The organism is Streptomyces fractus (genome assembly GCF_049844455.1).
GTDB lineage: Bacteria > Actinomycetota > Actinomycetes > Streptomycetales > Streptomycetaceae > Streptomyces > Streptomyces fractus.
On record NZ_JBMYHI010000002.1, the window covers coordinates 7,248,774 to 7,262,046 of the forward strand.

Here is a 13,273-nt window from a genome sequence, read left to right on the forward strand (position 1 = left end):
GCCGACGCCCACCCGTGGTGCTGCAATCAAAGCGTGACACCGAACCAAGGCCCTCCGGTAGGGCGCCGCGTCGTGCTGGGGATGCTGGGCGCCGGCGCCCTCACCGTCGCCGCGGCCCCCGCACTCCAGCGCGGCTTCGAGGCCATCACGGCCAAGGACCCCACCGGCCTGACGGGCGTACTGCCCAACGGCGGCGGATTCCGCTACTACTCGGTCGCGGCCTCCGTCCCCCACAAGAGCGCCGAGACCTACCGCCTCAAGGTCGACGGACTGGTCGACCACCCGTCGACGTACACCCTCGCCGAACTGAGGGCGCTGCCGCAGACCCGCCTCGTCCGTGACATCCAGTGCGTCACGGGCTGGCGGGTCCCGCACACGCCCTTCGAAGGCGTACGGCTCTCGCGGATCCTGGACGCCGCGGGGGTGCGCCCCACCGCCAGGGCCGTACGCCTGACCTGCTTCGACGGCACGTACAGCGAGAGCCTCACGCTCCAGCAGGCGCGCCGCGCCGACGTCCTGGTGGCGCTGCGGATGCAGGACAAGGACCTCACGCACGCGCACGGCGGCCCGGTGCGCCTCTACGCGGCCCCCATGTACTTCTACAAGTCGGCGAAGTGGCTCTCCGGGATCACCGTCACCGACGACGTGCAGCCGGGTTACTGGGAGGAGCGCGGCTACGACGTCGACGCCTGGGTCGGCCGCTCGAACGGACGCGACGATGAACCCACGCACTGAACAACTCACGGCGACCGTCCGCCGGTTCACGCGCGCCGAACGCTGGGTGCACCGCGCCACGGCCGCCCTCATGGGCGTGTGCGTCGTGACGGCCGCCTGCCTCTACGTTCCGCAGCTCGCCGAACTCGTCGGCCGCCGCGACCTCGTGGTCACGCTCCACGAGTGGTCGGGCCTGCTGCTCCCGGCACCCTTCCTGGCCGGCCTCGTCTCCCGCGCCTTCCGCGCGGACCTGGGCCGCCTCAACCGGTTCGCCCCGCACGACAAGGAGTGGCTGCGCGCCGCCCTGCACCGGCGCCCCGGCCACCGCCCGGCGGGCAAGTTCAACGCCGGGCAGAAACTGTGGGCGGCCTGGCTCGCGGGCGCCGTCCTGTTGATGCTCGGCACGGGCCTGCTCATGTGGTTCACGCACCTCGCCCCGCTCGCCGTGCGCACCGGCAGCACCTTCGTGCACGACTGGCTGGCGCTCGCCCTCGGCATCGTGCTCGCCGGGCACATCGGCATGGCGGTCGGCGACCCCGAGGCGCGCCGGGGCCTGCGTACCGGCTTCGTGGACCGGGACTGGGCCGCGCGGGAGCACGGCGAGTGGCTCGACGCCCCCTGAACACGCGTCGAGGGCGCCCCGCCGACGGGCGGGGCGCCCTCGTGACCAGGCGTACGGTCCTCGGCTAGATCACCAGGGACAGCAGCAGCACCAGCGCACCCGCGACCACGGAGATGATCGTCTCCATGAGCGACCAGGTCTTGACGGTCTGGCCGACGCTGAGCCCGAAGTACTCCTTGACCAGCCAGAAACCGGCGTCGTTGACGTGGCTGAAGAACAGCGAGCCCGCGCCGATCGCCAGGACAAGGAGCGCCGTGTGCGCGTCGGTCATGTTGGCCGCGAGGGGCGCGACCAGACCGGCGGCGGAGACCGTGGCGACCGTCGCCGAACCCGTGGCGACGCGGATGACGACCGCGATGAGCCAGGCGAGCAGCAGCGTCGGGATCGACCAGTCCTTGGAGACATCCATGATCATCTGACCCACGCCGGAGTCGACCAGGGTGCCCTTGAAGCCGCCGCCCGCGCCCACGATGAGCAGCACGCCCGCGATCGGGCCGAGGGACTTCTCGGTGGTGGAGAGCACCTTGCCCCTGGTGAAGCCGGCCGGGCGGCCGAGGGTGAACATGCCGACGACGACGGCGACGAGCAGCGCGATCATCGGGTTGCCGACCACGTCGAACACGCGCTGGACGGTGGCGTCCGGGTTGTCCACGATGACGTCGACGAGGGCCTTGGACAGCATCATCACGACGGGCAGCAGGATCGTCGCGACGGCGGCGCCGAAGCTCGGCCGCTTCTCCAGCTCGTCGGAGGCGCGGGCCGGGATCATCTTCTCGGGGGCCGGGACGTCGACCCACTTGGCCGCGTACTTCGAGAAGAGCGGGCCGGCGATGACGACCGTCGGGATGGCGACGAGGATGCCGAGCGCGAGCGTGAGCCCGAGGTTGGCGTGGACCGCGTCGATCGCGACGAGCGGGCCGGGGTGCGGCGGGATCAGGCCGTGCATGACGGACAGTCCGGCGAGGGCCGGGATGCCGATCCGCATCAGCGAGTAGTTGCCGCGCTTGGCGACCATCAGGACGACGGGGATCAGCAGGACGATGCCGACCTCGAAGAAGAGCGGCAGGCCGATCACGGCCGCGATGAGCACCATGGCCCACGGCATGGCCCTGCCGCCGGACTTGCCGGCCTTGGCGAGGATCGTGTCGACGATCTGGTCGGCGCCGCCGGAGTCGGCGAGCAGCTTGCCGAGGATCGCGCCGAGCGCGATCAGTACGCCGACACCGGCGACGGTGTCACCGAGTCCGGCGCTGAAGCTCGCGATCACCTTGTCCAGCGGCGCACCGGCGAACGCGCCGAGCGCGAGCGAGCCGATGGTCAGCGCCAGGAAGGCGTGCATCTTGAACTTGGTGATGAGCAGGACGATGACGGCGATTCCCGCGAGCACGGCGATCCCGAGCTGGGCATGGCCCGCGGACGTGATCGGCTCGACGGTGTCCGCTGCCAGCATCTCGACGCTGAGTCTGGTCACGGTCTTATCCCTTGAACGAGTGGGGGACTGGGAGAACTTGCCGGTGTGGGGTTACGCGGTCGGGGCGGGGGAGTCGAGCTCGGCCAGGGCCGCGACGGCCCGGTCCGCGATCTCCTCGGGCGAACCCGCGACATCGACGGCCACGCCCGCCTCGTCCGCCGCGAGCGGCTGGAGCGTGGCGAACTGCGAGTCGAGCAGCGAGGTGGGCATGAAGTGCCCCTCGCGATGCCCCATCCGGTCCTCGATCAGCTCGCGCGAGCCGGTGAGGTGGACGAAGACGGCGCCGGGGGCCTCGGCCCGCAGGCGATCGCGGTAGCTGCGCTTCAGGGCGGAGCTGGAGACCACCCCGCCGAGCCCCGCGCGGCTGTGCGCCCATCGGCCGATGGCGTCGAGCCAGGGCCAGCGGTCCTCGTCCGTCAGGGGGGTACCGGCCGACATCTTGTCGATGTTGGCCTGGGGGTGGAAGTCGTCGCCCTCGGCGTAGGGAACGCCGAGTCGTTCGGCGAGCAGGGGACCGATCGTTGTCTTGCCGGTTCCTGCGACGCCCATGACCACGACGACGTGGGGGGTGCTCATCGGGTACTGCCTCGCTTCGCTGTCTTCGTCGACATCGCTGTGACACCACACTGAAACCCAATAGGTCTGACGAATTCAAGAGGGTGTGACATATAAGTCAGACCATTGGCTCCGGGCTAGGGTTGTCCCATGACCACCATGGGCCGGGGCCTGCACGCCCGCGTACTGGAAAGCCTCGGTCCCGCGATCACCGCGGGCGAGTACCCCGCGGGCAGTGTGCTGCGCACGGATGAACTCGCCCAGGGCTTCGAGGTGTCCCGCTCGGTCATGCGGGAGGCGGTGCGCGTCCTGGAGTCGATGCACCTCGTGGCCTCGCGCCGCCGCGTCGGTGTCACGGTGCGGCCCGCCGAGGAGTGGAACGTCTACGACCCGCAGGTCATCCGCTGGCGACTCGCCGGAGCCGACCGCCCGCGCCAGCTGCGCTCGCTGACGGTGCTGCGCTCGGCGGTCGAACCGGTCGCCGCGGGTCTTGCCGCGCGGAGCGCGAGCGCGGAGCAGTGCGCGGCGCTCACCGAGTGCGCGCTCGGCATGGTGGCGACGTCACGGGGCCAGCAGCTGGAGGCGTACCTCGGCCACGACATCGAGTTCCACCGGATCGTCCTCAACGCGTCGGGCAACGAGATGTTCGCCCACCTGGGTGACCTGGTGGCCGAGGTCCTCGCGGGCCGCACCCACCACCAGGTCATGTTCGAGGACCCGGACCCGGCGGCGGTCAGCCTGCACGTCAAGGTCGCGGAGGCGGTACGGGAGCGGAACGCGCGGCGGGCGGAGGAACTCACGCGGGAGATCGCGGTGGGCGCGCTGCACGAGCTGGACATCCTGGCGCCCTGAACTCCCGTTCCGGGCCTCGGAGTTACTCGATGAAGTCCCCGTCGACGTACACCCACGCGCCGTTCACCCGCGAGAACCTGCTGCGCTCGTGCAGCTCGCCGCCCTGGTAGTGGGCGCGGAAGGTGACGGTGCCGTGCTGGTGGAACGCGGAACCGTCGACCGCCTCCACGATCTCCAGGCCGGTCCACTGCGGGGCGTCGGCGAAGTCGATGCCGGGCGGCCGGGTGTCCGGGTGCCAGGTGCGCAGCAGGTACGCGCCGTCGCGCCGGACGAACGCGGCGTACCGGGAGCGCATCAGGGCCTCGGCGGAAGGGGCGGCGCTGCGGCCGGAGTGATAACGCCCGCAACAGCCTTCGTAGGCGGCGGGCAGCCCGCAAGGGCAGGTGGTGGTGCGTGACATGGGCTCATTGTGACGGACCACCCCTGCGCCGGGTGAGCCGATCAAGCCCCTGCGGCGATTGAGCAGCGGGGTCCGGGGCGGAGCCCCGATCTTTTGAAGCCCCGCCGGCGATTGAGGCGCGGGGTCCGGGGCAGCGCCCCGAGTCGTCAACCCCGGCCGACCGTCCCCTCACGGAACCCGGCCGGCGTAGCCCCTACGTGCTGCTGGAAGAACTTCGAGAAGTTCGCCGAGTCCGCGAACCCGACCGCGACCCCGATCCGCCCCACCGGCAACTCCGTGTGCGCGAGCATCCGTTTCGCCTCCAGGACCACCCGCCGGTCGATGAACGCCTTCGGGGTGAGCCCCGTCGCGGCCCGCACCGCGCGGACGAGCGTGCGCCGCGAGTACCCCAGCTCGTCCGCGTACGCGCTGACACTGTGGTTGGACGTGAAGCCGTGCTCGACGGCGGTGCGGAACCGCGTGAAGGTCGTGTCCTGCTGCGGCGTCCCGTCGTCCTCCGTCGCGGCCTGCGCCGACACATGTGCCACCCGCAGCATCAGAGCCGTCAGGGTGTGCCGCAGCACCGCGGTGTGCAGGCTGAGCGGAAGCGTGGTCGTGTCCAGGTACTCCCGCCGCAACTGCTCCAACGAGGCGTCGATCGCGGCCAGTTGATCCGGATCCGGGTGCAGCAGCGGCGGCCGGTCGTAGCGGTAGAGCCCCGTCGCCTCGACGATCGCGCGCGGCAGGAAGCCCGGCTGCATGGTCAGCGCCGTGCCGACGTACGCGTCCTCTTCGGAGAAGCCGTGCACCTGCCCCGGCCGGATCCACAGGATGTCCCCGGCCCCCACCTCGTACTCGGTGAAGTCGATCATGTGGCGGACCGGGCCCTCACGGAAGAACAGCAGCACGTGGAAGTCGATGCGGTGCACGCGCCGCGACAGGCCGACGCCACCCGCCCACGGACCCTCCGAGCCCATCGGCCCGACCTGGATCCCGACGCCGGACAGGCTCGCGCCCGGGTCGAACGGGTACGTGCGGATGTGCGCTCGATTCTCAGTGGGCGCCCGCAGATGTGCGCTCGTCTGTGAGGGGTCCTGCTCCGTCATCCACTTTCCCGGGGTTCGACCGATGTGCGTGTCCCATTTTCACCGAACGCTGGCACGGGGGCACCTGTCGAGCCAAAAGTATGACCTTTACATTCGTAGGTGGTTCGACCTGGGACTTTCGACCCGGTCGGGCGGTGCCTTTCGGTACCTCGGCAGGACAACGAATGCGAAGGAAGCTGTACAGATGAGCACGCAGACACCGGACGGACTGGCCCCCTTCGAGTGGACCGAGCGCGACCAGCGTGCCGTCGACACCGCGCGCCTCCTGGCCGCGGACGCGGTGCAGAAGGTCGGCAACGGACACCCCGGCACCGCCATGAGCCTGGCCCCGGCCGCGTACACCATCTTCCAGAAGGTCATGCGGCACGACCCGGCCGACCCGGAGTGGACCGGCCGTGACCGCTTCGTCCTCTCGCCCGGCCACACCAGCCTCACCCTCTACACCCAGCTCTTCCTCTCCGGCTACGAGCTGGAGCTCGACGACCTGAAGGCGTTCCGCACGCAGGGCTCGAAGACGCCCGGCCACCCGGAGTACGGCCACACCGCCGGTGTCGAGACCACGACCGGTCCGCTCGGCCAGGGTGTCGCCAACGCCGTGGGCATGGCGATGGCCGCCCGCTACGAGCGCGGCCTGTTCGACCCGGAGGCCGCCGAGGGCGAGAGCCCCTTCGACCACACCATCTGGGCGATCGTCTCCGACGGTGACCTGGAGGAGGGCGTCTCCGCCGAGGCGTCGTCCATGGCGGGCCACCAGAAGCTCGGCAACCTCGTCTTCGTCTACGACGACAACCACATCTCCATCGAGGGCGACACCGCGACCGCCTTCTCCGAGGACGTCCTGAAGCGCTACGAGGCGTACGGCTGGCACGTCCAGCGCATCGCGCCCACCGCCGAGGGCGACGTCGACCCGAAGGCCCTCTACGAGGCGCTCGCCGCCGCCAAGGCCGTCACCGACAAGCCGTCCATCATCGCGATGCGCACGATCATCGCCTGGCCCGCCCCGACCGCGAAGAACACCGAGGCCTCCCACGGCTCCGCGCTCGGCGCCGAGGAGATCGCCGCCACCAAGCGCGTCCTCGGCTTCGACCCGGAGCAGTCCTTCATCGTCGAGGACGAGGTCATCGCGCACACCCGCCAGGCCCTGGACCGCGGCGCCGAGGCGCACGCCGCCTGGGACAAGCAGCTCGCCGAGTGGCGAAACGCCAACCCGGAGCGTTCCGCGACCCTCGACCGCGTGCTCGCGGGACGCCTCCCCGAGGGCTGGGAGGACGCCCTGCCGTCCTTCGAGACCGGCACCAAGGTCGCCACGCGCGCCGCGTCCGGCAAGGTCCTCCAGGCGCTCGGCCCGGTCGTCCCCGAGCTGTGGGGCGGCTCCGCCGACCTCGCCGGCTCCAACAACACGACCATCGACAAGACCAGCTCCTTCCTCCCGAAGGGCAACCCGCTGGCCGAGGCCGACCCGTACGGCCGCACCGTGCACTTCGGCATCCGCGAGTTCTCGATGGCCGCCGAGATGAACGGCATCGCGCTGCACGGCAACACCCGCATCTACGGCGGCACCTTCCTGGTGTTCTCCGACTACATGCGCAACGCCGTCCGCATGTCGGCCCTCATGCAGCTCCCGGTCACCTACGTCTGGACCCACGACTCCATCGGTCTCGGCGAGGACGGCCCGACCCACCAGCCCGTCGAGCACCTCGCCGCGCTGCGCGCCATCCCCGGCCTGAACGTGGTCCGCCCGGCCGACGCCAACGAGACGGCGATCGCCTGGCGCGAGATCCTCAAGCGCGGCAGCGAGAAGCCGGCCCCGCACGGCCTGGCGCTCTCCCGTCAGGGCCTGCCCACCTACGAGGCCAACGACGACGCCGCCAAGGGCGGTTACGTCCTGGCCGAGGCCTCGAAGGGCACCCCCGACGTCGTCCTGATCGCCACCGGCTCCGAGGTCCAGCTCGCCGTCGCCGCCCGCGAGCAGCTCGAGGCCGAGGGCATCGCCACTCGCGTCGTGTCGATGCCGTCCGTCGAGTGGTTCGAGGAGCAGGACGCCGAGTACCGCGCGTCCGTCCTGCCGCCGTCGGTGAAGGCCCGCGTGGCGGTCGAGGCCGGCATCGGCCTGACCTGGTACCGCTACATCGGTGACGCCGGACGCATCGTCTCCCTGGAGCACTTCGGCGCCTCCGCCGACGCCGGAACCCTCTTCGCCGAGTTCGGCTTCACCGCCGAGAACGTCGCCGACAAGGCCCGCGAGTCGCTCGCCGCCGCCCGCGCCTGACCCCTACGTAACCAAGTACGTACGAAAGAAGATGAAGCAGAACATGAGCAACGCCGTCGCACCCCTCAAGTCGCTGTCCGACGAAGGCGTTTCCATCTGGCTGGACGATCTGTCCCGCACCCGCATCGAGTCCGGCAACCTCGCCGAGCTCATCGCGGACCAGCACGTCGTGGGCGTCACCACGAACCCCTCGATCTTCCAGGCCGCCATCGGTAAGGGCGAGGGCTACGAGGAGCAGCTCGCCGACCTGGCCGTCCGCAAGGTCACCGTCGACGAGGCCGTCCGCATGATGACCACGCAGGACGTCCGCGCCGCCGCCGACATCCTGCGCCCGGTGTACGACGCCACGCAGGGCCGTGACGGCCGCGTCTCCATCGAGGTCGACCCGCGCCTGGCCCACAACACCGAGGCCACCATCGCCGAGGCCAAGCAGCTCGCCTGGCTCGTCGACCGCCCCAACGTGATGATCAAGATCCCGGCGACCCTCGCGGGCCTCCCGGCGATCACCGAGGTCATCGGCCTCGGCATCTCGGTCAACGTCACGCTGATCTTCTCCCTCGACCGCTACAAGGCCGTCATGGACGCCTACCTGGCCGGTCTGGAGAAGGCCCACGAGCGCGGCATCGACCTCGCCTCCATCCACTCGGTCGCCTCGTTCTTCGTCTCGCGCGTCGACGCCGAGATCGACAAGCGCCTCGACAAGATCGGCACGGACGAGGCCAAGGACGCCAAGGGCAAGGCCGCGCTCGCCAACGCGCGTCTCGCCTACGAGGCCTTCGAGCAGGCCTTCGCCGCCGAGCGCGCCACCAAGCTGGAGGCCGCGGGCGCCAACAAGCAGCGCCCGCTGTGGGCCTCCACCGGCGTCAAGGACCCGGCGTACAAGGACACCCTGTACGTCGACGAGCTGGTCGCGCCCGGCACCGTCAACACCATGCCCGAGGGCACGCTGAAGGCGACCGCCGACCACGGCGAGATCACCGGCGACACCATCACCGGCCGCTACGAGCAGGCCCGCGCCGAGCTGAAGGCCGTCGACGCGCTCGGCATCTCGCTCGACGAGGTCACCCAGCAGCTCGAGGACGAGGCCGTCGCCAAGTTCGAGATCGCCTGGAACGACCTGCTCTCCACCGTCTCCGCGCGCCTGACGGAGGCTGAGTCCAAGTGAGCCCCTTCTCTGCGGAGAACGCTTGGGAGAACCCGCTGAGGGACCCCCGCGACCGCCGTCTGCCGCGCGTCGCGGGCCCCTCCGGGCTCGTCATCTTCGGTGTCACGGGCGACCTGTCCCGCAAGAAGCTGATGCCGGCCGTCTACGACCTCGCCAACCGCGGCCTGCTGCCGCCGGGCTTCTCGCTCCTCGGCTTCGCCCGGCGTGAGTGGGAGGACCAGGACTTCGCCCAGGTCGTCCACGACTCGGTCAAGGAGCACGCCCGCACCCCCTTCCGCGAGGAGGTCTGGCAGCAGCTCGCCGAGGGCATGCGCTTCATCCCCGGCGACTTCGACGACGACACCGCGTTCAAGCAGCTGCGCGCGTCCGTCGACGAGCTCGACGAGAAGCGCGGCACCAGCGGCAACTACGCGTTCTACCTCTCCGTACCGCCGAAGTTCTTCCCCAAGGTCGTGCAGCAGCTCAAGAAGCACGGGCTCGCGGACGCGGCCGAGGGCTCCTGGCGGCGCGCCGTCATCGAGAAGCCGTTCGGCCACGACATGGAGTCGGCGCGCGAGCTGAACGCGATCGTGCACGACGTGTTCTCGCCGGACCAGGTCTTCCGCATCGACCACTACCTCGGCAAGGAGACCGTCCAGAACATCCTGGCGCTCCGCTTCGCCAACCAGATGTACGAACCCATCTGGAACCGGTCGTACGTCGACCACGTGCAGATCACGATGGCCGAGGACATCGGCATCGGCGGCCGCGCCGGCTACTACGACGGCATCGGCGCCGCCCGCGACGTCATCCAGAACCACCTGCTCCAGCTGCTCGCCCTCACGGCGATGGAGGAGCCGGCCGCGTTCGACGCCGAGTCCCTCGTCAACGAGAAGCTCAAGGTCCTGAAGTCCGTACGGCTCCCCGCCGACCTGGAGAAGTCCACGGTCCGCGCGCAGTACGCGGCCGGCTGGCAGGGCGGCGAGAAGGTCCCCGGGTACCTCCAGGAAGACGGCATCGACCCCAAGTCGAAGACCGACACCTACGCGGCCGTGAAGCTCGGGATCGACAACCGCCGCTGGGCGGGCGTCCCGTTCTACCTGCGCACCGGAAAGCGCCTCGGCCGCCGCGTCACCGAGATCGCCGTCGTCTTCCAGCGTGCCCCGCACTCCCCGTTCGACCACACTGCTACCGAGGAACTCGGCCAGAACGCGATCGTCATCCGCGTTCAGCCGGACGAAGGCATGACGGTGCGCTTCGGATCCAAGGTGCCGGGTACGTCGATGGAGATCCGCGACGTGTCCATGGACTTCGCCTACGGCGAGTCGTTCACCGAGTCCAGCCCGGAAGCGTACGAGCGGCTGATCCTGGACGTGTTGCTGGGCGACGCCAACCTCTTCCCCCGTACGGAAGAGGTCGAGGAGTCCTGGCGCATCCTCGACCCCATCGAGGAGCACTGGGACAAGGTCGGCAGGCCCGCCCGGTACGCCTCGGGCAGCTGGGGCCCGAAGGAAGCGGACGAGATGCTCGCACGAGACGGACGGAGCTGGCGCAGGCCATGAGGATCGACCTGACCGACACCACGGCAAGCAAGATCAACAAGGCGCTCGTCGAGGGGCGCCGTGCCATCGGGACGCCCGCCGTGGGCATGGTCCTGACGATGGTCATCGTCACGGACGAGGAGAATGCCTACGACGCGACGAAGGCCGCCCAGGAGGCGTCCCGCGAGCACCCCTCGCGCACCCTCGTCGTCATCCGGCGCACCAAGCGCCTGCCCCGCGACCGCCAGGGCAACCGGCTCGACGCCGAGGTCCGCCTCGGCTCCGAGGCCGGCACCGGTGAGACCGTGGTGCTGCGCCTGTACGGCGAGACCGGCAAGCACGCCGACTCCGTCGTCCTGCCGCTGCTGCTGCCCGACGCGCCCGTCGTCGTGTGGTGGCCGGTGGACGCGCCCGACGTGCCCGCCAAGGACCCGCTCGGCGCCCTCGCGGCCCGCCGCATCACCGACGCGTACGCCGTCGAGGACCCGGTCGCCGCGCTCGCCCAGCGCTCGAAGTCCTACGCCCCCGGCGACACCGACCTGGCCTGGACCCGCCTCACCCCGTGGCGCTCCATGCTGGCCGCCGCCCTCGACCAGGCCCGCGCCGACATCGTCTCCGCGGCCGTCGAGTCCGAGGCCGACAACCCCAGCGCCGAACTGCTCGCGCGCTGGCTCGGCGCCCGGCTCGGCGTCAAGGTCGAGCGGGTCACGACGGACGGCCCTGTCGTCACCGCGGTCCGCCTCGGCACCCCGGCCGGCGAGATCCGTATCGACCGCCCCGAAGGACCGCTCGCCAAGCTGACCCTGCCAGGACAGCCCGAGCGCACCCTCGCCCTCAAGGTCCGCTCCACCGCCGAGCTGATCGCGGAGGAACTCCGCCGCCTCGACGCCGACGAGATGTACGCCGTGGCCCTCCAGGCAGCCCCCCACGGCAATGTCACCAAGGAGTCCGTTCAACATGCCTGACAGCAACCCCCTCCTCACCCGCCGCCCGCAGTGGACGGCGCTCGAGGACCACCGCGCGAAGTTCAACGGCACGCACCTGCGCGACCTGTTCGCGAAGGACGCGGCCCGTGCCGAGCGCTACACAGTCGACGTCGGTGACCTGCACATCGACTACTCGAAGCACCTGATCACGGACGAGACCCTCGCCCTGCTCCAGGAACTGGCCACCGCCACCGACGTGTTCGGGCAGCGCGACGCCATGTTCCGCGGCGAGAAGATCAACACGACCGAGGACCGCGCCGTCCTGCACACGGCCCTGCGTGCCCAGGCCGACGCCGTGATCGAGGTCGACGGCGAGAACGTCGTGCCGAAGGTGCACGAGGTCCTCGACCAGATGGCCGCCTTCGCCGACAAGGTCCGCTCGGGCGAGTGGACCGGACACACCGGCAAGCGGATCAAGAACGTCGTCAACGTCGGCATCGGCGGCTCCGACCTCGGCCCGGCCATGGCCTACGAGGCGCTGCGCCCGTTCACCGCCCGCGACCTCACGTTCCGCTTCGTGTCGAACGTCGACGGCGCCGACCTGCACGAGGCCGTCCGCGACCTCGACCCGGCCGAGACGCTGTTCATCATCGCGTCCAAGACCTTCACGACGATCGAGACGATCACCAACGCGAAGGCCGCCCGCTCCTGGCTCCTCGACGGGCTCGGCGGGGACGAGAAGGCCGTCGCCAAGCACTTCGTCGCCCTGTCGACGAACGGCGAGAAGGTCTCCGAGTTCGGCATCGACACGGCCAACATGTTCGCGTTCTGGGACTGGGTCGGCGGCCGCTACTCCTTCGACTCGGCCATCGGCCTCTCGCTGATGATCGCGATCGGCCCGGCCCGCTTCCGTGAGCTGCTCGACGGCTTCCGCCTCGTCGACGACCACTTCCGCACGGCCCCGGCCGAGGCGAACGCGCCGCTGCTGCTCGGCCTGCTGGGCGTCTGGTACGGCAACTTCCACGGCGCGCAGTCGCACGCCGTGCTGCCGTACTCGCACTACCTCTCCAAGTTCACCGCGTACCTCCAGCAGCTCGACATGGAGTCCAACGGCAAGTCCGTGGACCGCCAGGGCCGCGGCGTGGAGTGGCAGACGGGCCCGGTCGTCTGGGGCACCCCCGGCACCAACGGCCAGCACGCCTACTACCAGCTCATCCACCAGGGCACGAAGCTGATCCCGGCGGACCTCATCGGCTTCGCGAAGCCGGTCGGTGAATTGTCCGACACCCTCGCGGGCCAGCACGACCTGCTGATGGCCAACCTGTTCGCGCAGGGCCAGGCGCTCGCCTTCGGCAAGACGCCGGACGAGGTGCGCGCCGAGGGCGTCGCCGAGGAACTGGTGCCCCACAAGACGTTCAAGGGCAACCACCCGACGACGACGATCCTCGCGCGCGAGCTGACCCCGTCGGTCCTCGGCCAGCTCATCGCCCTCTACGAGCAGAAGGTCTTCGTCCAGGGCGCCATCTGGAACATCGACTCCTTCGACCAGTGGGGCGTCGAACTCGGCAAGGTCCTCGCCAAGCGCGTGGAGCCCGCCCTCACCGAAGGCGCCGCGGTCCCCGGCCTCGACGCCTCGACGCAGTCCCTGGTCGGCACCTACCGCGCGCTGCGCGGCCGCACCTCCTGAACACCCG

The 13,273-nt window shown here is 70.4% G+C and carries 12 protein-coding genes; 8 read left to right on the top strand and 4 right to left on the bottom strand.

The annotated features are described in order from the left end of the window. Window positions 1-81 precede the first annotated feature (81 nt). Together ACP4E5_RS34860 and ACP4E5_RS34865 are read left to right on the top strand one after the other, a co-directional pair. Window positions 82-735 carry a molybdopterin-dependent oxidoreductase gene (locus ACP4E5_RS34860; RefSeq protein WP_425841888.1) on the top strand — a complete coding sequence of 218 codons (654 nt, stop codon included), beginning with the start codon at window positions 82-84 and terminating at the stop codon, window positions 733-735. Next, window positions 719-1,336: a cytochrome b/b6 domain-containing protein gene (locus ACP4E5_RS34865; RefSeq protein WP_425835775.1), complete on the top strand. Its 618-nt coding sequence runs from the start codon at window positions 719-721 to the stop codon at window positions 1,334-1,336. Before ACP4E5_RS34860 ends, ACP4E5_RS34865 begins: the two co-directional genes overlap by 17 nt. 64 nt (window positions 1,337-1,400) lie before the next feature. Here the strand turns inward: ACP4E5_RS34865 and ACP4E5_RS34870 are convergent, their stop codons facing one another. Together ACP4E5_RS34870 and ACP4E5_RS34875 are read right to left on the bottom strand one after the other, a co-directional pair. After that, complete coding sequence (locus tag ACP4E5_RS34870) at window positions 1,401-2,807, bottom strand: GntT/GntP/DsdX family permease (RefSeq protein ID WP_425835777.1); 1,407 nt, start codon at window positions 2,805-2,807, stop codon at window positions 1,401-1,403. A gap of 51 nt (window positions 2,808-2,858) precedes the next feature. Next, the gene (locus ACP4E5_RS34875) at window positions 2,859-3,383 is read right to left on the bottom strand and encodes a gluconokinase (protein WP_425835779.1); all 525 of its coding nucleotides are present in this window, start codon (window positions 3,381-3,383) and stop codon (window positions 2,859-2,861) included. Between the two features lie 129 nt (window positions 3,384-3,512). Here ACP4E5_RS34875 and ACP4E5_RS34880 point away from each other — a divergent pair, with 129 nt between their 5' ends. Further along, the gene (locus ACP4E5_RS34880; RefSeq protein ID WP_425835781.1) at window positions 3,513-4,214 is read left to right on the top strand and encodes a FadR/GntR family transcriptional regulator; all 702 of its coding nucleotides are present in this window, start codon (window positions 3,513-3,515) and stop codon (window positions 4,212-4,214) included. A 22-nt stretch (window positions 4,215-4,236) separates the two neighbouring features. Here the strand turns inward: ACP4E5_RS34880 and ACP4E5_RS34885 are convergent, their stop codons facing one another. Both ACP4E5_RS34885 and ACP4E5_RS34890 read right to left on the bottom strand, forming a co-directional pair. Further along, on the bottom strand, window positions 4,237-4,614 hold the full coding sequence (locus ACP4E5_RS34885) for a YchJ family protein (RefSeq protein WP_425835783.1): 378 nt from the start codon (window positions 4,612-4,614) through the stop codon (window positions 4,237-4,239). A 146-nt stretch (window positions 4,615-4,760) separates the two neighbouring features. Then, on the bottom strand, window positions 4,761-5,699 hold the full coding sequence (locus ACP4E5_RS34890; RefSeq protein WP_425835785.1) for a helix-turn-helix domain-containing protein: 939 nt from the start codon (window positions 5,697-5,699) through the stop codon (window positions 4,761-4,763). Between the two features lie 184 nt (window positions 5,700-5,883). On the opposite strand from ACP4E5_RS34890, the gene tkt reads away from it, so the two are divergent. The 5 genes from tkt to pgi are packed head-to-tail and all read left to right on the top strand — an operon-like array spanning window position 5,884 to window position 13,266. After that, complete coding sequence (gene tkt, locus ACP4E5_RS34895) at window positions 5,884-7,968, top strand: transketolase (protein WP_425835787.1); 2,085 nt, start codon at window positions 5,884-5,886, stop codon at window positions 7,966-7,968. Window positions 7,969-8,011: 43 nt separating this feature from the next. Continuing rightward, window positions 8,012-9,133: a transaldolase gene (gene tal / locus ACP4E5_RS34900; protein ID WP_425835789.1), complete on the top strand. Its 1,122-nt coding sequence runs from the start codon at window positions 8,012-8,014 to the stop codon at window positions 9,131-9,133. Beyond that, on the top strand, window positions 9,130-10,674 hold the full coding sequence (gene zwf, locus ACP4E5_RS34905) for a glucose-6-phosphate dehydrogenase (protein WP_425835791.1): 1,545 nt from the start codon (window positions 9,130-9,132) through the stop codon (window positions 10,672-10,674). Before tal ends, zwf begins: the two co-directional genes overlap by 4 nt. Then, a complete protein-coding gene (gene opcA / locus ACP4E5_RS34910; RefSeq protein WP_425835793.1) occupies window positions 10,671-11,618 on the top strand; it encodes a glucose-6-phosphate dehydrogenase assembly protein OpcA in 948 nt (315 codons plus the stop codon). The genes zwf and opcA overlap by 4 nt, the downstream gene beginning before the upstream one ends. Next, complete coding sequence (pgi, locus tag ACP4E5_RS34915) at window positions 11,611-13,266, top strand: glucose-6-phosphate isomerase (RefSeq protein WP_425835795.1); 1,656 nt, start codon at window positions 11,611-11,613, stop codon at window positions 13,264-13,266. Before opcA ends, pgi begins: the two co-directional genes overlap by 8 nt. Window positions 13,267-13,273: the final 7 nt, after the last annotated feature.